This is a genomic window from uncultured Fibrobacter sp. (assembly GCF_946062555.1).
Lineage (GTDB): Bacteria > Fibrobacterota > Fibrobacteria > Fibrobacterales > Fibrobacteraceae > Fibrobacter.
Window position 1 is genome coordinate 1 of record NZ_CAMGVQ010000008.1, and the last position, 20228, is coordinate 20228.

Sequence of the window (20228 nt, forward strand, 5' to 3'; positions counted from 1 at the left end):
ATCCGCATACGACATACAAAACCCTGCACTTTCAGTGCAGGGTAGTTTATTTTTTAGAGGATATGAACGAACTGCGCCTCAAGTTCTACCTCGGCTCATAAAGAGGCCTTATAAGACTTAGACAGGGATTTTCTTAAAACTATTCAATTGAGGCTCTTTCCAAATCAGCACTCCGTACATGCTTCCGTCTTTTTTATCTACAACAGGGATTCCGCCTGTAATATACGAGTGACCGTCTTCGGAACGCCTTTCGAAGGAATAGAAATCACTATGCTCACGAATCCATAGAACCCGCGTTTTGGGGTAACGCTTTCTGAAGATTTCGAGTGCTTGCTGCGGTGTAATCATATGTTACTCCAGGGAAAAGGCGGTGACGGACTTGAACTGTTCCGGCGTTATGTCGTGGTCAAGGACACTTTCGTATTTCCAGAAGAATTCTTTTTTCTGTTCAGCCATAATCAAACCTACATATCACCAATATACATTCTACCTCGGCTCATAAAGAGCCCTTATAAGACTAGATGCAGCTTCCTTCCTTGTCTAGTTCCTTTTGAATCTTGACAAGCTCTTTTAAAGCTTCGTGCACATATTGAGGTGCTCCATCCTTCAGGGAGCTTTCCCAGATGTATTCCTTATCGTGCGTAGACCACTCGTCAACGAGTGCGAGTAACTTCAGGAATTCCGGACTTGGTGTAAATTCAGCAGGCATAATCTTCCTCCTTTTCTGAATATAAATTCTACCTCGGCTCATAAAGAGCCCTTATAAGACCTGAAAAGGGTGATTTAGATGAGTTTTTTGCAGAAATATATGCCATGTGGTCAAGAAAAGATGTAAATTTAAAGGGGTACTTATCAGATTTTGTCGAGGAGGTACTGGAATGAGCATTTTTGTTTTCCATAATCAGGAAGCTTTGATGGCTGTATGTAGCGACCAGAGAGTTTTTTCAAGGAAGAAATTCTCTAAGGAAGCAATAAAGGAATTGGAAGCCTTTGACAAGAGAGGCAAAAAGCGGATATTTACATTCGTTGATTAGCAATTTCTTTTATTCTACCTCGGCTCATAAAGAGCCCTTATAAGACCTGCTTTCTGAATATACCTTATTTTATACGGGTTCGCAAGCGGTTTGACGCTGAAAAAATCAGAAAAATTGGATAGATTCTTGACTTTTGGGCCATTTTTTTTATTGTCCAAAAAATGGTTAAAACCCTGCACTTTCAGTGCAGGGTAGTTTATTGTGAAAAAATCAATGGCATTGGACCGTCGGATGGTTGACGAAAGGCTTAAGGGTGTATAAATTTAGAGTGTGGTGTGTGGGTAAAGCGAGGAAAAATGAAATTCGGGATTGGCAAGGCGTCTGTCGTAACGACTGCGGCAATACTTACTTTAGCTTATTCGACTTTTGCGGCCGATTGGTACGCGAAGGAGACGCGCTGGGCGGGGCATGACCCGGACATCATCCGTTACGAGGACGGCTATGCGCTCGCGACGACGGACAACCACATGCTCATGCAATTTTCCGAGGATGCGCTGAACAGGAAGAACGGCGAGCCCGCCATGCCGGAATTTTCGCAGTGGCTTTACAAGTACGCGCTGAATATGATTGACATCTGGGCGCCGAGGCGGAACATGGCGCCTTGACGCATGTGGATATTTCGAGCAGCTCCGATGCATCGAACGGGGAATTCTGTGCCTACATCAACTACGAAGACAGCAAGATTCGCCTGCCGATGATTATCCCGCAGGCGGGCGATTACCTGATTCGCTACCGCTACGACAACAACTGGACCGAAGACGGCGCGAACGGCAGCTCGCACTTCGTGAGCATCAACGGCAAGAACCAGGAGGTGGCGCTGCCGCTGACGGGCGCGTGGAGCGCATTCCCCGAGAAGTCGGTGGTGTACATTCCTGCAAAACTCAAGCGCGGCTCGAACTTCATCGAGATTACGAAGGGCAAGCTCTATGCGGAACTCGACCGCCTAGACTTCCAGCGCATTATCCGCGACACGATTCCTGCGAACGGTTTCGACAACGGTATCCGCGTGCGCCTTACGGACAAGGACGAGTTTGCCATCAAGGACGGCGGCTACGCGATTTTCAAGAACGTGATTACGGATTCCATCGTGGGCCCGGGCGTGCTTGTGCAGGTGAAGAACGGTGCCGGCGGTACGCTGAACATCCGCAAGGAAGGCAAGAAGGGCGACGTGATTTCGAAATGCGAACTGCCCTCGGCGGGTGACGCGAGTAAGTGGATTGATGTGCGGTGCACCAACCTGCTGGAACTCAAGGGCGTGCAGGACTTCTCCCGTACAGGGTGATGTTCTAATTTCCTATATTTGTTCTATGCTTACGATTAATGGACAGAGTGTCGATGCGGCGGGGAAGACCGTTGCCGAATACCTTGCGGAAGCGGGGTACAATACCGTGCGCATCGCTGTGGAACGGAACGAGGAAATTGTTCCGAAGGCAAAGTATGCCGAGACGGTGCTTGCCGATGGCGATGTCGTCGAGGTCGTGAACTTTGTAGGCGGTGGGTGATGCCTGTCGAACTTTCGCAGTTAAGAATCCCCTCTCGCGAAGAAATGCTTGCCGCGCTAGAAAATCGGCAAGGTGCAGACGCCGTACGCAAGTTGCAGGCTGCCACGGTTGCCGTTTGCGGCTTGGGCGGGCTTGGTTCAAATATCGCGATTTCTTTGGCGCGGGCCGGAGTCGGCAAACTGATTCTGGTTGATTTCGATTGCGTCGATGTGACGAACTTGCATCGTCAGCAGTACAAGGCGAACCAGGTGGGAATGCCGAAGCCTGAGGCGTTACTTGCGAACTTGAAAGAGATTGCCCCGTACACGGAATACGAAACTCACTTTGAAAAGGTGACTGCTGACAATGCGGTCCCGCTCCTGGCGAAGGCCGACGTGGTTTGCGAGGCGTTTGACAATGCCGAGGCGAAGGCGATGCTTGTGAATACGGTGCTCGAAAATATGCCTGAAAAGTACCTAGTCGCGGCTTCTGGAATGGCGGGCTACGATAGCGGAAATTCAATTACGACCCGCAAGCTGACTAAGCGCTTTTATGTCTGTGGTGACGGCAAAAGCGATGTGAATGACGGAATCGGCTTGATCGCCCCGCGCGTGATGCTCTGCGCCGCCCATCAGGCCCTGACCGTTGTGCGTATCATTGTTGATTTTGCGTAAGAAAATGCGCAGGTCCCATTGACAATCCATCCATAGAAAGATACAAAGTGTATGTGAAAACCCCTTTAAAAGGGGGTATTTTTTTATTGGTGATTTTTGGAGATGTTTATGAAAAAGATAAACAGTTTTGCTGCTATTTTGACTTTGGCCGCATTTTCGGATGCTGCCGTGAACTTGAACGTTAGCTTAGGCGATAGCATTAAGCCGGTAACCCATGTGGCCACGGGCTCGCTTTACGGCCTTACTGAGACACTTCCGAGCGATATCGGGAAAGATGTGGCGCCCCTGAAACCGAACGTTTTTCTTTCGCCGGCGCGTAGCGGTAGCGGCCGCCAGCAGGGCATCGGTGGTGCGTTCCTCGTTGCCCCGCGTGTCGAAAGCATCGGTGCCAAAATCCAGATCCGCTTGGCCGACGTCTTGCCTGGTTGGCCCTACAAGTTCCAGAACATGGATCACTGGAAAAACGAGGTGACTTCGGTCATTAACGACAAACTCAAATCAAGTAACAAGAACTTCGACGGTTACGAAATCTGGAACGAGCCGAACGACACCTGGAAGGTTTCGGGTATTGATTTTAATTCCGGTCTTTGGAAACAGACTTATGATTTGATTCGCAAGCTTGACCCGGGTGCAAAAATTATCGGACCTTCGTATTCATTTTACCATGCGTCCAAGATGGAAGAGTTCGTGAAATACTGCTCGCAGAACAACTGCATGCCCGACGTGGTCAGCTGGCACCAGTGGGGCAGCGGTGGTTTTGTGGGGGCTGTTGAAACCTACCGCAATCTCGAAAAGAAATACAATGTCAAGCCGCGTCCGTTGAGTATCAATGAATATTCTTCGACGGAACATAGCGAAGAAGGCTGCCCGGGTCTGTCTGTTCCGTTTATCGCCAAATTCGAACGCCACGGTGTCGAAAGCGCTATGATTTCTTGGTGGTTTGTGCCGCTTCCGGGACGATTGGGTAGCTTGCTCACCAAGAACAACGAGCGCGGCGGCGGTTGGTGGCTGTATAAGTGGTACGGTGATATGAGCGGCTACATGGCTAAGGTTACGCCGCCCAAAGACAAGAGCGACGGCGTAGACGGCTTTGCCGCCCTTGACAAGAAGAAAGGCTTTGCAAGCATTGTGCTTGGAGGCAATACCTTGGGCGATGTAAACGTGAATATCTCGGGGATTCCCGCTGCATTTGGAAACAAGGTGAATGTGGCTGTGGAATATGTGGTATGGGAAGACAAGGACAAGGCTGTTCCATCGACGACTCCGGTGTCAGACAAGGAATATGGTGTAAGTGACGGCAAGATTACGGTGCCGGTAAACATTACGAATACCAAGTATGGTTACCGCGTGTACGTTACGCCGGTTATTCCTCAGGCGCCTTATAAGGATGTTACCGCTGCAATCCCGGGAAAAATTGAAGCCGAAAATTACGATGTCGGTGGCTCAGGCAAGTCATTCCTCGACAAGGATGACGATAACAAGGGCGGCGAGTACCGCGACGATGCTGTTGATATCGTAAAGGCGGGCAATGGCTACGCCATCGGCTACACGCAGGAAGGGGAATGGCTCGAATACACGGTGAAGGTAGTCGAAGCGGGTGAGTATGGCTTGTCCGTGAGCTACGCAACTTCTTCCGAAAATACTGGCATTAAGTTGTATGTGGATGACAAGGTCGTCAAGGACGATGTCGTTTTCCCGCAAGGCGCTGACTGGGAAACTTATTCTACATACGATGCGGGCAAGGTGAATCTTGATGCGGGTGACCATGTGCTCAAACTTGAAATTGTGGGCAACTATGTGAACATCGACTGGCTGGAACTTTGTAAAGCCGATAAGTGCGGAGTATCCGATTCAACAGGGGATTCAACAACTGTGATTGGAAATCGTCCGACTCTATTGGGTTCACCTAGTGTATCGAACTACAATGTATTCGACATGCAGGGACGTTTGATTGCAAGGTTCTCTGATACAGAGCTAGTAAACATTCAGGCGAAAATGACCGCCCTGGTCAAGCGTCCTGGTTCTTACCTGGTCAAGCCTCAAGAGGGTGGACGGATCTTCCGCATTGTGATCAAGTAGCCTTTATTCCATAAAATTTCTAAATTACCTGCCATGAAAACGATTGAAGTCGTGGCGGGTATTATTTGTGATGGTGCATGGCGAACGGCCGGTACCAAGGTGCTTGCCACTCAGCGAGGTTATGGCGACTACAAGGACTATTGGGAATTTCCCGGTGGAAAAATGGAATCCGGCGAAACTTCCGAACAGGCGTTGGTTCGCGAACTTAAGGAAGAACTAGCCGTCGATGTCCTTGTCGGTGATTTTGTCTGCACAGTGGAATATGATTATCCTGCTTTTCATGTGACCATGCATTGCTATCTATGTACGATTGCGGGCGGAAAGGCTCCGGAACTTCTGGAACACGAAGCTTCTAGATGGCTTTCTCAGGCAGAGTTGCGTACTGTGGATTGGCTCCCTGCTGATTTGCAGGTGGTGGAGGCATTAGAAAGCCGTTGAGAAATTCTAAATTTTATTTTGGAATAGGTGGATTAAGGTAAAGTATTATGGACGAAAAGAAAGATGCTCTTGTTATTGGCGGTCACGAATTCAGTTCCCGTTTCATTTTAGGTTCCGGCAAGTATTCCCTTAAGTTGATTGAAGCAGCGGTGCGCGATGCCGGGGCACAGATTGTGACCCTCGCGGTGCGCCGTGCGAATACTAAGGACCACGAAAATATTCTGGATTATATTCCGAAGGGCGTGACGCTGTTACCCAACACGTCCGGCGCACGCAACGCCGCCGAGGCGGTGCGCATCGCGCGTCTTTCCCGCGAACTCGGCTGCGGTGATTTCGTGAAAATCGAAATCATGCGCGACACCAAGTATCTTTTGCCCGACAACTACGAAACCATCAAGGCGACGGAAACCTTGGCGAAAGAGGGTTTCGTTGTGATGCCTTACATGTACCCGGATTTGAACGTGGCGCGAGACCTCGCGAACGCAGGTGCCGCAGCCGTGATGCCGCTCGCCGCTCCGATTGGAAGCAATAAGGGGCTTTCGACTCGCGAATTCATCCAACTTCTCATCGATGAAATCGACCTTCCGATTATTGTGGATGCGGGAATCGGCAAACCATCTGAAGCTTGTGCTGCGATGGAAATGGGCGCCGCCGCGATTATGGCGAATACTGCTCTCGCTACCGCAGGCGATTTACCTATGATGGCGCAGAGTTTCAAGCTTGCCATCGAAGCGGGCCGCAAAGCCTACTTGGCAGGCCTTGGGCGCGTTCTCACGCGCGGCGCTTCCGCCTCCGACCCGCTCACGGGATTCTTGAGAGACTAAATATATCTAAGCTCTAAGTTCTACCAACTAAGCTCTTTTTACTGCACATCAATCTGCACCTTGTACATCGCCTTTTTCGGTGTGAGTGCGCTGCGCGGGGCTGTTGTCACGGTCACGTTCTTCTTGGTGACTCCGGGCTGTTGCTGTAGGGTCTTGAGCAGTTCCTGATTGCGGGCCTCGGCCATATCAAGGATTTCTTTTTCGAGAGTCTTGCGGTCGAGTTCCTTGGCGTGTGCGTCGGCGTAGGCGGCGTAGGCGCTGTCCTTGTCGGCGATAGCCTGGATAGCCTTTTCATCGAGTTCATTAAGCGTCGTCTTGTTCTGCGTTGCCTTGTAGAATTCTGTTTTCAACTTGCGCGTCTTGTAGGCGTCAACGGTTCGCTTCAGGTTGAAGCTCTGAACGAAGTTTAATTTGAGTTTGCTGTCCTTGGCGAGCGCTTCAGTCATCTTTTGTGCCTTGGCGTACTGTTCGCTGCTGAATGAACTGGCGAGAGGATCGATGCGTATTTCGTCATTCTTGCCGAGGTCAAGTCCGACAACTCCTGCACCGGCCGCGGCGACATTTCCGACAACCTTGAACGGAGAAAGCGCGACTTTGACGAGCAGGTTCATAACGGTCTTCCATACGATTTTTAGGTAATAAAATTCGGGATCCTTCACGTTGCCTTTCACGGGGATGTCGAACTGAATCTTGTCGTTTTTGTCCTTGAGAATGTAGAGGCCGATTTTCATCGGAACGGTGTATTCCGGGTCGGTCTCTGAATCCTTGTCGCCCACATCGATGTTGTAGATGTCAATCGTATTCTTGCTTTCGATGTTCCATCCGCTCATCTTGTTTTCGCTCGCAAACGCCATGGTGCCCGAACTGATGGGGTAGCCTGTGTAGTGGTGGCTATACGGCGAAAAGTGCTTGAGGGCGAGGTTCTTCACGCTGATGTAGGCGTCCATCGTGCTGATGTCGGAAAGTGCGCCCTTGTACTTGAGCGAAAGCGATCCGCCTTCGGGGAAGGAGGCTGTTACGTTTATGGCGCAGGGGGTGTTGAAGTTGATATTTGAACCGTTGACGGCGATGTTGCTCACCTTGTAGTTGAACGGCTGCTTGGGCGTGTGGTCCGTGGCTGTAACGGTGGTGTTGACGACGGCGAGCCTGTTTACAACCGCCTTGAGAGGCTTGGATTTCTCTTTAGAATTCGGCTCTTCGACAGCGGTTGTATCGGAAGAGTTGTTCTTGGCGGGCTTCATAATCGGTTCAAGCAGGACGTCGATGTTGGTCTTGCCATCCTTGAACAGGTCGAGGTGTGCGGATGCTCCGTCTACGATAACCGAGTCAACGCGGAAATCCATCTGTTCCAGGTTTGCCTTGGCGATGCCCACACCCACATGAGAAACGCCGATGACCTTGCCACTGGTTTCGGTGAGCTTGATGCCGTCTACGGCGACGGTTCCGCTTACGTTCGAGGCGAGAATCTGGTTGACATTGCCTGCGACGTTCAGGTTCACGCCGAGCGAGCCTTCAAAATCCTTGTAGTTGATAAAGTCTTTGAGGTAGGGCTTGGCGATAGCGAGTGCGAGCTTGTTGAGCGCCACGTTCACGCCGAAGTCCTGCGTCGTCATATTGAATTGTACTTTCACGCCGAGGTCGCCACCGTTTGCAAACTTGAGGTTCACTCCGATGTTGGTGTTCTTGTTGCTGAAGTACACGGCGGGAATGGCGACGGAGAAATCTTCCAGGTGAATCTTGGAGCCGACCTTGAGGTCTTCGTAAATGATGTTGCCTTTTTCGAGAGTGATGTTTTCGAGGGCGACGTTGAAGCCGATCATTTCGTTCGGGTCGAGATTCAAGGCTTGAGTCGTGTCTGCGGCTTGCGCCTGCACAGAGGCTGCCTTGGCATTTGCTGCGGTAGAGTCGGCTGTGCTGTCGGCTGCAAATTTGTCTAAAATGTCGCTGAAGTTGAATTGGTCGCCTTTCTGCGTGACTCGCGTATACAGGCCCTTCAGGTAGATTTCGCTCACGCTGATTTCTTTTTTGACGAGACGCGTGGGGTTCACGTTGATGCGGAACTTTTCGAAAGCGACGAATGGTGTGGTGCCGTCGCTTTCGTAGATGGCGAAGTCATCGACGGTGACTGTGAAAGAAAACGGGCTGAAGTCCACGTTTTCGATTTTCATCTTGCGACCGATGAGTTCCTCGGAGTGGTCGACTATATAGTTCTTGGCTATGTTGGGGCCGACTTTGAGTGCTACGACGAGGAGGATGCAGAGAACTGTGAGAACGATAAGGGCTATGTAACGCTTCTTCATGCTTTAAAAATAGAATTGTTGCTTTGGAACGGCTTGTTAATTTTTTTTAGAGGTGCATTTTCTATCTTTGTTTATGATGGAAAATGATTCCCTGAATGTGTTGATCTTGGCGGCGGGCCTCGGGACGCGACTTCGCCCGCTGACAAATGACGTGCCGAAACCGCTCGTCCCTGTGGTGGATGCCTCGATTTTGGATTTGCAGGCCCGAAAGGCTCGTGCAATTGGTAACATTCGGTTACACGCAAATGCGCACTATCTGGCGGACCAGGTGGTGGCAGCGGGAAAAACTCTCGGATTTGAAAAAGTTTGGGTGGAACTGCCCGATATTCTCGGGACAGCCGGTCCGCTCAAGCGTATTTATAATGAAGGTTACCGCGGCGGCCTCTTGATTATGAATGGTGACGCCTATTGCAATTTTGACTTGAAGGCTTTTGTTCGAAATGCGCTGGCGTTGGCGGCTCAGCCGAACGGTCCGCAGGTGGCCTTGCTGGCGGTCGATTTTCCGAAGGTGAATACCTTCCGCGTGGGGGCGGACGGTCGCTTGGCCGGCGTGGTTGGCCGTTTCGGTAGCGAAGAGGGCTTGCCAGCGACATTCTCGGGCGTTTCGTGGTACAGCGACGAAGCCCTTTCGCGTATTCGCGACGGGGAATTTGATATCCGTGAATTCTGGAAGCAAGAAATTGCGGCAGGTCGTGCTCCGTTCGTGGACATGACGCAGCTCCATGCGACCTGGATTGACATGGGTTCGCCCGAAGGCCTGATGTCGGCTTGCATGGCTCGAATGGACGAGCTAGGCTGTAAGTTTTACAATGATACGGAAACGAATGCCTGTGCTATGCGTAAATGCGTTATCCATGCTGGTGTTGAAATGCCTTCTATGGCTGTGATAGATCACTCGATTTTGTATCCAGGAGCCATCGTCAATCAAGACGAAATAATAGAAAACGAAATCCGCGGCAAGGGTTTCAAGTGGAACGTCCCTCCAACCCCTGTTTACTAACCACTAATCACTAACCACTAATCACTAATCACTAACCACTAATCACTAACCACTCACTCATGCGTAAATTCAGAGTTGTACTTGTTGAACCGGAACATCCGCACAATGTGGGCTTTGTGGCCCGCGCCATGCACTGCTACGCCCTCGATGAACTTTATATTGTTTATCCGAAGCGTGACAAGGTGATTGAAAATTCTTACCACACGGCACCGAACAGCCACGAGGTCCTGGACAAGGCGACCATCGTGCACAAGTTCGAAGATGCCATCGGCGATTGCGCCTGCGCAGTTGCCTTCAGCCGCCGCATTTACGGTTCTGCCATCAAGCACACGATGATGCCCGGGCTTTCGGAATTGTTGCCCGAGAATGGCACGATTGCTCTTGTGTTTGGTCGAGAATCTTGTGGCCTCGAAACCGAAGAGGTGAACGCCTGCACGTACCAGTGCGAAATCCCGGTGCCGGGACTTATGAGTTTGAACTTGGCGCAGGCGGTGACGGTGGGCCTGTACGAACTTTGCCGCAGCGGAACGCTCGCCAATGGCGAAGGTCGCGCGAAACGCGGAAGCAAGGGGGCCTGCGAGACGGCTCCGGCGACCATCGACCAGATTGACAGCTTCAAGAAGTTCCTGGACCGCTACTTGACTGGCCAGTATCACGACCAGTCGTGGCGTGACAACTTCCTCAATACGCTTTTGCAGCGCCTGCACCCTACCCGCAACGAACTTTCGGCGTTGTTCGGACTTATCCGTAATCTTGCGAAAAAGCCCGCCCGCCTGGAACAGGCCGCCGACAAGGCCGCGGCACAGAAAGCCGCTAAGGCTGCCGAAATGGCCGAGTCTACTGAATCGAAATAAATGGAAGTCGAATACAACATCGCCGGGCGAATTCTGGCCAAGGAAGGCTCGCGTATCATAACTCTTGCCGAAATCCTTGCGTCGCCCTTGGTGGTGAAAGGCACCGCTGGTGTCGACACTTCGGAAGCCGCGGGCGCTGCGACGAATGCCGCCGACCTCACGGAAGACATTCTTGCCGCATACTGCAAGTCTGTTTCCGCGCAGAATTCCTGCAAGGTCTACCTGTGGAAAGACCGTGAAGAATACGGCAACGCCAACGTGTTCAATGGCGGCTCCGATTACGAAGTCGTGAACGAAATCTGCTTCCTGTGCATCTACGACTGTGGAAACGAAGTGGCCCGTGAAACCACGGACCACTGGAACGAAAAGATTGACGCCGTTATTTGAGGCGTTTAGCCTGCCCAATGCTTTAATTGCGAGAGGTGCGAATCGAAGAACTTGCGTCTTTCCGCATCTGGCGTATTTTCCGGATTAGGCATGTGCGAAAGCAAAAAGTCCAGCAGCAAATTCTTGTCGGTGTAGGCGAACTTGCCGTCGGCATAGCACCACTTGCAGTAATCCTCGTTGAAGTTGTCGTCGATTTCGCGACTGATCATGGCATCGTTGAAAACTATTTATATTTGGCTTATGGCTTCACAGACGATTAAAATTCAATATCTCGACGATTCTATCGCGCGTCTCGCTTATATTGGCGGAAAGTCCGACTGGATTGACCTTGCTGCGGCGGAGACGGTGTCACTCAAGGCGGGGGAGTTCAGGCTCATTCACCTGGGGGTCGCAATGAAGTTGCCCGAGGGTTACGAGGCTCATATCGCCCCGCGTAGTTCCACATTCAAGAATTTCGGCATCTTGCAGGCGAATTCGGTGGGCGTGGTGGATTCCAGTTATTGCGGTGCAAACGACTGGTGGAAAATGCCCGTGTACGCCACCCGCGACGTGACCATCGAGAAGGGAAGCCGCATCGCGCAGTTCCGCATCATGGAGCTGCAGCCGACGCTTACCTTCGAGGAAGGCCCGCTTGACGGCGCAGACCGCGGCGGTTTCGGCAGCACGGGAATCTAAAATTTCTACATTTGTCTGCGTATGCAGATTCTTGAAAGTTTGGATTATTGGTTTTGGATTCCGGTATTTTTTTGGATCGGACTGTACTTTTGGTTTTATCGCGTCACCTATCCGCGCTACATGAAAAAATTGGTCAGAAAAGGAATCAAATGGGCGTATGTCCCTGCGTGGCGTGGTTATTGGCTTCCGTTGGATTTTCTTTTTACACTTCTGATGGCGTTGGTATCGGCGCTTCCGGCTGTCTGGGTGTTTTTCAAGTGGCTTGATTACCCTTGGTACTACGGTTTTGCTGTATCGCCGCTGTTCTTTATCGTCGGAGCGGTTCTTTGCCGTACCGCCAAGAGCAAGACCGCAGAACTTTATCAGTCCGCTTATTTTTTGGAGTATCGTAAGGTTCGTTACGAATCCGAAATCAGGGGCAATTTCCGCAGCGAGAGCGATGTCCATAACCATACCATCTGGAGCTTTACCAAGAAGCTGAAATATGCAGAAGCTCACGGTCGTTTGTGGAAATATGTGAATGCGATGGCGAAGACGAAAAAGATTCCGCCTGATGTTTACGCAGAGACGATGTACTAGGAGCCTTCAATGATGTCCAATATCCTAGATTCAATTGGAGTAGGCGAAAATGTCCTCGATGGCCGCGCGGCATGGAAGTACGCCGAAGAGATTCTCTTGCAGGTCTCAAGAACTTTTGCGCTCAACATCAATGTTCTGAAGGGAAAGCTTCACAAGAGTATCCTGCTTGCCTATCTGTATCTGCGCATTGCCGATACGGTTGAAGACGATCCTGACATGAAGGCTTCCGAGAAGGAAATTGTCTTGGGCCTGTTTGCCGACATTTTCAGGACGGCGGACCTGCCTGAAGAGGCTGTTGCAAAATTTGAACGTTCGCTTCCCGAAAGTTGGCGCAAGTCGGAACACCCGTACATGAACTTGTGCCTGCATACGCACGTGGTGGTTCCGTTGCTGAAGGAATTGCCCGAAGTCTATGCGGCTCCGGTGCGTGCGGTGACGATTGAAATGTGTCGTGGCATGGCGAAGTTTGCGCTCAGGCAAGAGGCGGCGCTCAGTTCCGGCTGGTTTACGCTGGAGAGTGTCGCCGACCTCGACGAATACTGCTACTATGTGGCGGGTATTGTCGGTAAACTGTTGTCGAACTTGTTTGCTGCGGATACTTGCCTGATTGGTGATGCTCGCAAGGCCGAAATGCAGAAACTCGATGTGAGTTTCGGGCTTGCGTTGCAGGTGGCGAACATCGTGAAGGACTGCATCGAAGATTCGTCTCGCCGAGTCTGCTTTGTGCCCGAAGAAATCTGCCGTAGGCATGGATTCGCTCATTCATATGAAATGTTCAATGTCCCGACGGATGCCGCTGCGAAGGCTGATTTTGACAAGCGCCGCGCCGCCGTCATGGGTGAACTCGTGAAAAAAGCCTGGGGACACCTGGACGATGCGATTGCCTATACCAAGCTGATTCCGAATGTCAAGATGCGCACGAGGCTGTTCTGCCTATGGCCGCTCTTCATGGCCGCCGAGAACATGAAATTGATTGGCGACGGTTCGAGTCTCTTTGCTTCCGAGAAAAAGGTCAAGATTACCCGTGATACCGTGAAGCGGATTATCAAGTCAACCACGTTGCATTTCTATTCGGATCGATGGATTGAAAAGTCTTACGCTAAATTGAAGAGCGAGGCGGAAACAATTAAAAGTTGAGAACGGAAATTTGGAGCGTCATCCTGAGCGGAAGACGAAGGATCTCGAAAAGGAATATGAAAAAATTTGATTTTATAAATAAGTGGCCGTTCCATTTGGGCGTTATTCTTTTTAGCATTGTTGCCGATCAGCTGACAAAGCTGTGGGCGCTTGTGCGTTTTACGAACGAGACCGGAGCGCCGAATCACGACGTCATCAACGTTGTCGGTGAATTGGTTCGCTTTCAGTTGGTGTTTAACAAGGGTGCTGCCTTCAGCAGTCGTCCGCAAGACCTGATGCCTTTCTTGCCTCCGTGGCTGTTTTTCTTGCTGATTTCGGTTGTGGCGACGATTGTACTTTTGTGGTTCTACAAGTCCATTGATAAGCGCGATTGGATGAGCCGCCTCGGTGTGGTAATGATTTTGGGCGGTGCCGTCGGTAACTTTATCGACCGTATGCGCCTTTCGATGGTGGTTGATTTTATCGACTGCGATTTCCCTGACTTTATCATGACTCGCTTCCCGACGTATAATGTGGCCGATTCTTTTGTAACGGTCGGTGTCGCCATTGTGATTCTTTCACCCATTATTTTGAAGAAAATCCATCAAGAAATTAAGAACGAAAAAGAGCATAGAACCGAAAAGTGACCCCCTGCGTCATCTTGGAGCGCAGTGCCCCTGCGTCATCCTGGAGCGCAGCGACGGGATCCCCCGTCCGGGGACCATGCGCACTAAGGTTACAAGTAACCAAGTGCTGTCCGGCCTCCCTTCGATCGAGAATGACTTGATTTAACCTCCTACTTCCTACTGCTTATGAATTACCTAGTAGACGAAAAGCATTCCGGTGAACGCATCGACAAGTTTCTTGTGGGTGTCATGGAAAATGTTTCCCGCACCGATATCCAGAAACTGATTGCCGCTGGCGAAGTCAAGGTGGGCGGTGTTGCCTCTCCCAAGAATTTCCGTGTCGAGGCGGGAATGGTCGTGGTGGTGGAAAAGGTCCCCGAAAAAGAAGCGAGTACGCTTGAACCGGAAAACATTCCGCTCGATATTGTCTACGAGGACGACGATATTGTCGTGTTGAACAAGCCGCGAAACCTGGTGGTGCATCCCGGCAACGGCGTGCAGAACGGAACGCTGGCGGCGGGACTCCTGTATCATTTCAAGGAGAATTTGTCAGCGGTCAACGGTCCGTTACGCCCGGGCATTGTCCATCGTCTGGACAAGGATACACCAGGGCTTATGGTGGTCGCCAAGAACGATGCCGCGCACCGTCACCTGGCCCACCAGCTGGAAACGCGCACCTTGCACCGCACCTACAACGCCCTGGTGTGGGGGCATCCCCGCGACTTGGAAGGCACAATCGATGCCCCTATCGGGCGTAATCCGAAGAACCGCCTCAAGATGGCGGTCGTAAGCGACGGTAAGCCTTCCCGTACGCACTTTGTGGCTAAGAAATTCTTCGCTTTTGCGACGCTTCTGGAATTGCAGTTGGAATCCGGCCGTACACACCAGATTCGCGTGCATAGCCGTTACATGGGGCACCCGGTGGTGGGCGACCCGCTGTACGATGGCCGCGACGGCTGCTTGAACCGCGTCGCTCCCTTGATGAAGGATGTCGCGGCGAAGGTTCTTGAAATTGCCCCGGCTCAGCTTTTGCAGGCGGTCAAGATTGAGCTCATTCACCCGACGACGGGCAAGAAGATGAAGTTCAAGGTCCCGCTAGAAAAGCCTTTCGAACAAGTTCTCAAGCTTCTCAAAAAGGAATGCCCTGCTGACACTCCGGTCTTTGACAACGAAGACGAAGGCTTCCGCGATTTTGATCCCGAAATGCGTTTTACCGAAGGCGATGAGGCGGACGAAATGGACAACGAATCGCTGGATGTGTTTGACGAAGGTGTTTTCCCTGAATTGAAGGAACGTAAGACGCGCGCCCAGCGCTTTGCCGAACGTGCCGCCCGTGCGGCGAACCGTAAGGCGAAGGCCGCGGAACGCAAGCGAATCAAGCAAGAAAAGGCTGCCCGTAAGCGCGGCATTGCTCCCGAGGATTTCGTTCAGCCCGGATACGAACCGACGATAGACCCGAACTTGCTTTAGCAAAAAATGCCAACGCTTGGCAACTTAGCTTTAGTTACAAAAAAGGCTCCCTTGGGGAAGCCTTTTTTAGTTTATACGAATTTAATCCCGAAATCAGGATTTCGAATTCTGAATTTCGTTAATGCCGTAGACATTAACGAAGAGGGTATTCCTTGTAGTCCTTGACCCCGAATTCCTGACGCAGGTAATCCCAGCGGACCAGGCGGTTCTTCCAGTAATACTTGCGATACAGTCGGCGTGCGACGCGGCTTGTTAATTCGTACGGAATCGTGTGGTGGTCATCGGCGACACTTTCCATCGAAATGCGGAAGTCGAGTTCACCGTTCACCACATCGACGGTTTCGCCGACTTGTACATCAGGAATGTGGCTTACATCGACCATGGTCGCGTCCATGCATACGCGTCCGAGAATCGGGCAGAGTTGTCCACGGATAAAGACGAAACCCTTGTTGTATTCACCGCGCAGGTAACCGTCGCCGTAGCCGATGGCGATGGTTGCGATGCGCGTGGGCTGTTGCGCCATCCAGTAGCCGCCGTAGCTCACCGTTTCGCCGGGCTTCACGTCGTGGATGTGGCGGATGGTTGACTTGATTTTCATGACGGGCTTGATCGGCCACGGGGAAGGGGCTGCGCCCATGCAGTTGTAACCGTAAAGGGCGAGGCCTGGGCGAACCATGTCGAAATGGCTTTCGGGATGGGTGAGGGTTCCCGCCGAACTGCTGCAGTGGCAGATTTCGGGGCGGAGTCCTTCGGCTTCCAAAACATCGACTAGGCGTGTAAAACGCTGAATCTGAATTTCGGTTTTCGGATTCCCCGGCATGTCGGCAGTGGCCAGGTGGGTGAACATCCCTTCGAAACGCAGATTCTTGAGGCTGAGCGCCGCACGGATGTTGTTGAAGTCTTCGGCGTCAAAGCCGTAGCGGTTCATGCCGGTATCGATGGCGAGGTGGGCCTTGCAGGTGGTTTCCGTCTCGCACAGGAACTGGTCGAATGCCATGGCGGTGCGGATATCCGTAATGGCTGCAGTCAGCTGGAATTCAACAAAGTAGGCGAAGTCCGCCGGTGTGCAGGGGCCGAGTACCAGAATCGGCAGGTCCATTCCGTACTGGCGGAGCAGCATGCCTTCGCTAATGTGGGCGACTCCGAGGTAGTCGGCACCACCAAACTTGGCTGCAAAGGAGCAGGCGAGACTGCCGTGGCCGTATGAATCCGCCTTTACGGGCAGGAGAATCTTTGTGTTGGCCGGAATCTGGCTCCTGATAAATTGAATGTTGTTGCAGAGGGCGTCTAAGTTGATTTCAATCCAGTTCGGGCGCGCAATCTTATTTAAGTCGGGGGGTGTTGCTAAAAGTTTCATGATAGTGAAAATATAGGTAACTCCTAACTTTTTTTATCAAAATTCGTAAAGAAATGCTTTCAAAGAGCGCTAATTTAGGGCTAATTGTAACGGATGCGATACGAACGGAGGCTTCAAAAGCCTTGGTACTCTAAGTTGGAATAAACCAGGTTGACATGTTTTTTGTAAAAAGTCTTCGTTCTCCAAAGAGACTCGAATTTTGATGCGGCCCCATAACGACGGCATTTTTGTTCTTTTGTTCGAATTTACAATTTGCTCGATGAAAAATTGTTTACCGATTCCGATGAATCCGTTTGATTTTTTGTTTGTAGTTTTCTAGTGAAGAAAGATATGAACCATTCTCATTCTGAATAAAGGAACAGGTATAGAATGGATTGCGAATAAAATAATTTCTTTATTTTGTCGTTTTGATTCCCTGACATCTTTGACTTTGTGTAATGGGCTTGCTTGTTAAAGTCCTGTTCCGAAGTCTGCCTAAAGGCAAGAATAATGCCCTGTCAAAAGGGTAGAGTCCCTGCCTGTATCTCAAAACACCAAAACCCTGCAAAGGGAGGATAAAATCATGACAGCAGTCATACAAACCCCGGAAACGTTCATCGCGTCCTTGATGCCGGATTCCGATAAGAAGATGGTGCGCATTGCAGGCGTATCGCTTCTGGTCGCGATACTCCTGTGCTTCTGGGCCACGACGTACGAGGTGCTGATTGACGATTCCATTTTTGTGGATACGCCAACCACCGAAATGCAAGCAACCATGAACATCATCGACAAAAAGGAGGATAAAAAGCCCGACAAGAAACCGGAACGAAAACCACAAGATATCCAACGCAAAAGGCCTGGCTCTGGCGGGAAACCCGTAGGGCGAGGTAACCCTCGAGCCCCGCTCAATCGTGGCGTGATTCATGCGCTAGAGGCACAAACTGCAAATGCTTCGGCCGCCGCTTATGACTTGATCAGGCAAAGCTTTGCCAAGGATATCGACAAGGTCCTCAAGAATACGAATGGCTTGCAAGTGACAGGCAAGACAAAGATTGGTGAAGTCCGTGGAAAAATTTCAGACGGCTTTAACCAAGGCATGTTTGCCGGTGGCAGCGGCGGTATCGGCGACGACATCTCGAACTTGATTGGGGGCTCCTCTGGCGCCATTTCGACCAAGTCAATGGGAAATATAAAGGCTCCCAAAGAAAACGAAATCGAGTGGGGTGCTGGCCCCGCATCCCGTTCCGCTGCAGATATCATGAAGGTTGTCCGTCAGCGTACTCCGGGGCTTCGGCATGTCTACAATAAATACCTCAAAAAGAAGCCGGGGTTCCAAGGAAAGGTAACGCTCAAGTTCACGATTGCTCCAGGTGGCGAAATCATCAGTATGTCGCTGGTGTCGTCCACGACGGATTACAGCGAATTCGACAATGAAATCAAGAAATCAGTCGGTCGCTGGACATTCAGCAAGGTGAAATCGGGCAATACCACGGTGACAATTCCGTTCACATTCTCGGAATAAATTATTTCGCTGCGGAAGCTACGTGTTCTCGCCATCGCGAGGTGCGTAGCGCCGTGGCGATCTCCTTTTGCTATATTGTAGTCTGCAAATAGGAGTATAGAAATGACAGATCCTCGCGTTACAAAGCTAGCTGAAAATTTGATTGACAATGCCATTGCACTTAAGCAGGGCGAAAACATCCTTATCGAAACCACCGACACTCCCGACGAAGTCACGACTGAACTCGTGAAGGCTGTCGCTAAAGTGGGCGGTAACGCATTCGTGCATAATTACCGCGGCCGTGTCCGTCGCGAAATGATCAAGTCGGCGACCATCGAACAGATGCAGCTTCAGGCAGACCTCGCTATGGCCGAAATGCAGAAGATGCAGGCTTACATCGCCATTCGCGGTGCCGACAACGCTCTCGAAAATTGCGATATTGACGGCCGTCAGATGATGAATTACCGCAAGATTATGGAACCCGTGCTGAATTACCGCGTCGATAAGACCCGTTGGTGTGTTCTTCGCTGGCCGAATCCCTCCATGGCGCAGGGTGCCAAGATGAGTTCCGAGGCGTTCGAAGATTTCTACTTCGAAGCATGCCTTGCAGACTATCCGAAGATGGCCAAGGCCGCACAGAATCTCGTGGACCTCATGAACCGCACCGACAAGGTACGCCTTGTGGCAAACGGCACTGATTTGACCTTCAGCATCAAGGACATTCCGGCCATTCCGTGCTGCGGCAACATGAACATCCCCGATGGCGAAGTCTATACCGCACCGGTACGCAACAGTGTCAACGGCGTGATTCAGTACAATACGCCCACCCTTTACGATGGCAAGTATTTCAGCAATATCCGCCTGGAATTCAAGGACGGCAAGATTGTGAATGCCACCTGCGAATCCGGCGACAACGTGGCCCTGAACGCTCTCTTCGATACTGACGAAGGTGGCCGCTACGTGGGCGAGTTCGCTATCGGTTTTAACCCGTTCGTAAACGCTCCCATGTGCGATATCCTTTTCGACGAAAAGATTGCTGGCTCCATCCACTTTACGCCGGGTCGTTGCTACGAAGAAGCACCGAACGGCAACATCAGCGCCATTCACTGGGACCTGGTGCTTATCATGCGCCCGGAATACGGTGGCGGCGAAATTTGGTTCGACGACAAGCTTATCCGCAAGGACGGCAAGTTCGTCGTTGAAGAGCTTAAGTGTCTGAACCCGGAAGAACTGGCATAGTTTATCCATAACCATCGCATTACGGCGTTACTCGTCCCCTCACGTATGACAAATATGCTACGGGGACTCGCGCCTTGTCCTGCTCGGTTCTGAATAAACTATAGATGATGGGAACTTTAGCATAACCGTCGCATTTGATTGCTATAAGGAACTTGCCACATGTGGTTACTGTTTGCGATTCTTTCTGCAGTTTTTGCTGCATTGACATCAATCTTGGCAAAAGTTGGCATTGATGGAGTGAATTCCAACCTGGCCACGGCAATCCGAACTGTGGTTGTTCTAGCCATGGCTTGGGGGATGGTTTTTCTTACCAATGGCTTGGGCGGAATTACGGAAATTAGTCGCAAGAGTTGGATGTTCTTGATTCTTTCTGGTCTGGCGACGGGAGCCTCTTGGCTTTTCTACTATCGGGCGTTGCAGATGGGTGAAGCTTCCAAGGTGGTTCCAATCGATAAGATGAGCATCGTGCTTACCTTAGTTTTTGCTTTTGTGTTTCTGCACGAAACATTTACCATTAAGTCTGCCATTGGATGTATTTTGATTTCTGCAGGCACTTTGGTGATGTGCCTTTGATTCGAATTGCATAAAAGCAAAAAAACGGCCCGATTAAATCGG

The 20228-nt window shown here is 51.0% G+C and carries 24 protein-coding genes; 19 read left to right on the forward strand and 5 right to left on the reverse strand.

Annotated elements, in window-relative coordinates:
• Nucleotides 1–117: 117 nt before the first annotated feature.
• Together Q0P86_RS03535 and Q0P86_RS03540 are read right to left on the reverse strand one after the other, a co-directional pair.
• Nucleotides 118–348 (reverse strand): hypothetical protein, encoded by a 231-nt coding sequence (locus Q0P86_RS03535; protein ID WP_295037510.1) that lies wholly within the window; start codon nt 346–348, stop codon nt 118–120.
• A gap of 169 nt (nt 349–517) precedes the next feature.
• A complete protein-coding gene (locus Q0P86_RS03540; protein ID WP_291022939.1) occupies nt 518–709 on the reverse strand; it encodes a hypothetical protein in 192 nt (63 codons plus the stop codon).
• A gap of 169 nt (nt 710–878) precedes the next feature.
• Between Q0P86_RS03540 and Q0P86_RS03545 the strand changes: the two genes are divergently transcribed.
• From Q0P86_RS03545 to Q0P86_RS03580, 8 genes are all read left to right on the forward strand, one after another.
• Nucleotides 879–1034, forward strand: coding sequence for a hypothetical protein (locus tag Q0P86_RS03545; protein WP_295037514.1), 156 nt, complete (start codon nt 879–881; stop codon nt 1032–1034).
• 296 nt (nt 1035–1330) lie between these two features.
• Complete coding sequence (locus Q0P86_RS03550; RefSeq protein ID WP_295037516.1) at nt 1331–1639, forward strand: hypothetical protein; 309 nt, start codon at nt 1331–1333, stop codon at nt 1637–1639.
• A gap of 5 nt (nt 1640–1644) precedes the next feature.
• A complete protein-coding gene (locus Q0P86_RS03555) occupies nt 1645–2316 on the forward strand; it encodes a hypothetical protein (RefSeq protein WP_295037518.1) in 672 nt (223 codons plus the stop codon).
• 25 nt (nt 2317–2341) lie between these two features.
• Entirely contained in the window at nt 2342–2536 is a 195-nt protein-coding gene (gene thiS, locus Q0P86_RS03560; RefSeq protein WP_072978161.1) for a sulfur carrier protein ThiS, read from the forward strand.
• On the forward strand, nt 2536–3189 hold the full coding sequence (thiF, locus tag Q0P86_RS03565; RefSeq protein WP_295037520.1) for a thiamine biosynthesis protein ThiF: 654 nt from the start codon (nt 2536–2538) through the stop codon (nt 3187–3189). Before thiS ends, thiF begins: the two co-directional genes overlap by 1 nt.
• A 108-nt stretch (nt 3190–3297) precedes the next feature.
• Nucleotides 3298–5268 (forward strand): cellulase family glycosylhydrolase, encoded by a 1971-nt coding sequence (locus Q0P86_RS03570; protein ID WP_295037522.1) that lies wholly within the window; start codon nt 3298–3300, stop codon nt 5266–5268.
• Nucleotides 5269–5301: 33 nt separating this feature from the next.
• Nucleotides 5302–5706: a (deoxy)nucleoside triphosphate pyrophosphohydrolase gene (locus tag Q0P86_RS03575; RefSeq protein ID WP_290996204.1), complete on the forward strand. Its 405-nt coding sequence runs from the start codon at nt 5302–5304 to the stop codon at nt 5704–5706.
• Nucleotides 5707–5753: 47 nt separating this feature from the next.
• On the forward strand, nt 5754–6530 hold the full coding sequence (locus Q0P86_RS03580) for a thiazole synthase (protein ID WP_295037524.1): 777 nt from the start codon (nt 5754–5756) through the stop codon (nt 6528–6530).
• Between the two features lie 38 nt (nt 6531–6568).
• On the opposite strand, the gene Q0P86_RS03585 is transcribed toward Q0P86_RS03580, so the two are convergent.
• Nucleotides 6569–8830 (reverse strand): DUF748 domain-containing protein, encoded by a 2262-nt coding sequence (locus Q0P86_RS03585; RefSeq protein WP_295037526.1) that lies wholly within the window; start codon nt 8828–8830, stop codon nt 6569–6571.
• A gap of 73 nt (nt 8831–8903) precedes the next feature.
• Between Q0P86_RS03585 and Q0P86_RS03590 the strand changes: the two genes are divergently transcribed.
• From Q0P86_RS03590 to Q0P86_RS03600, 3 genes are read left to right on the forward strand one after another with little or no spacing between them, the layout of a single operon-like run.
• The gene (locus tag Q0P86_RS03590) at nt 8904–9830 is read left to right on the forward strand and encodes a sugar phosphate nucleotidyltransferase (protein ID WP_295037528.1); all 927 of its coding nucleotides are present in this window, start codon (nt 8904–8906) and stop codon (nt 9828–9830) included.
• A 59-nt stretch (nt 9831–9889) separates the two neighbouring features.
• Complete coding sequence (locus Q0P86_RS03595) at nt 9890–10684, forward strand: RNA methyltransferase (protein WP_290996197.1); 795 nt, start codon at nt 9890–9892, stop codon at nt 10682–10684.
• Nucleotides 10685–11071, forward strand: a complete 387-nt coding sequence (locus Q0P86_RS03600; RefSeq protein WP_291021771.1) for a hypothetical protein — start codon at nt 10685–10687, stop codon at nt 11069–11071.
• Between the two features lie 5 nt (nt 11072–11076).
• Here the strand turns inward: Q0P86_RS03600 and Q0P86_RS03605 are convergent, their stop codons facing one another.
• On the reverse strand, nt 11077–11280 hold the full coding sequence (locus Q0P86_RS03605) for a zinc ribbon domain-containing protein (RefSeq protein WP_290996193.1): 204 nt from the start codon (nt 11278–11280) through the stop codon (nt 11077–11079).
• Between the two features lie 31 nt (nt 11281–11311).
• On the opposite strand from Q0P86_RS03605, the gene Q0P86_RS03610 reads away from it, so the two are divergent.
• The 5 genes from Q0P86_RS03610 to Q0P86_RS03630 all read left to right on the forward strand — a co-directional run bounded on the left by Q0P86_RS03610 (nt 11312) and on the right by Q0P86_RS03630 (nt 15537).
• On the forward strand, nt 11312–11746 hold the full coding sequence (locus tag Q0P86_RS03610; RefSeq protein WP_295037530.1) for a deoxyuridine 5'-triphosphate nucleotidohydrolase: 435 nt from the start codon (nt 11312–11314) through the stop codon (nt 11744–11746).
• Between the two features lie 120 nt (nt 11747–11866).
• Entirely contained in the window at nt 11867–12325 is a 459-nt protein-coding gene (locus Q0P86_RS03615) for a hypothetical protein (protein ID WP_295037532.1), read from the forward strand.
• A 9-nt stretch (nt 12326–12334) separates the two neighbouring features.
• The gene (locus Q0P86_RS03620) at nt 12335–13462 is read left to right on the forward strand and encodes a squalene/phytoene synthase family protein (protein WP_290996184.1); all 1128 of its coding nucleotides are present in this window, start codon (nt 12335–12337) and stop codon (nt 13460–13462) included.
• Nucleotides 13463–13518: 56 nt separating this feature from the next.
• A complete protein-coding gene (lspA, locus tag Q0P86_RS03625; RefSeq protein ID WP_291021777.1) occupies nt 13519–14088 on the forward strand; it encodes a signal peptidase II in 570 nt (189 codons plus the stop codon).
• A gap of 165 nt (nt 14089–14253) precedes the next feature.
• A complete protein-coding gene (locus tag Q0P86_RS03630; RefSeq protein ID WP_295037534.1) occupies nt 14254–15537 on the forward strand; it encodes an RluA family pseudouridine synthase in 1284 nt (427 codons plus the stop codon).
• Nucleotides 15538–15670: 133 nt separating this feature from the next.
• On the opposite strand, the gene alr is transcribed toward Q0P86_RS03630, so the two are convergent.
• Nucleotides 15671–16894 (reverse strand): alanine racemase, encoded by a 1224-nt coding sequence (gene alr, locus Q0P86_RS03635; RefSeq protein WP_295037536.1) that lies wholly within the window; start codon nt 16892–16894, stop codon nt 15671–15673.
• 562 nt (nt 16895–17456) lie between these two features.
• Here alr and Q0P86_RS03640 point away from each other — a divergent pair.
• The 3 genes from Q0P86_RS03640 to Q0P86_RS03650 all read left to right on the forward strand — a co-directional run bounded on the left by Q0P86_RS03640 (nt 17457) and on the right by Q0P86_RS03650 (nt 20186).
• On the forward strand, nt 17457–18395 hold the full coding sequence (locus Q0P86_RS03640) for an AgmX/PglI C-terminal domain-containing protein (RefSeq protein WP_295037538.1): 939 nt from the start codon (nt 17457–17459) through the stop codon (nt 18393–18395).
• Nucleotides 18396–18497: 102 nt separating this feature from the next.
• Complete coding sequence (locus tag Q0P86_RS03645; protein WP_295037540.1) at nt 18498–19613, forward strand: aminopeptidase; 1116 nt, start codon at nt 18498–18500, stop codon at nt 19611–19613.
• Between the two features lie 159 nt (nt 19614–19772).
• Entirely contained in the window at nt 19773–20186 is a 414-nt protein-coding gene (locus tag Q0P86_RS03650; RefSeq protein ID WP_290996165.1) for an EamA family transporter, read from the forward strand.
• Nucleotides 20187–20228 lie beyond the last annotated feature (42 nt).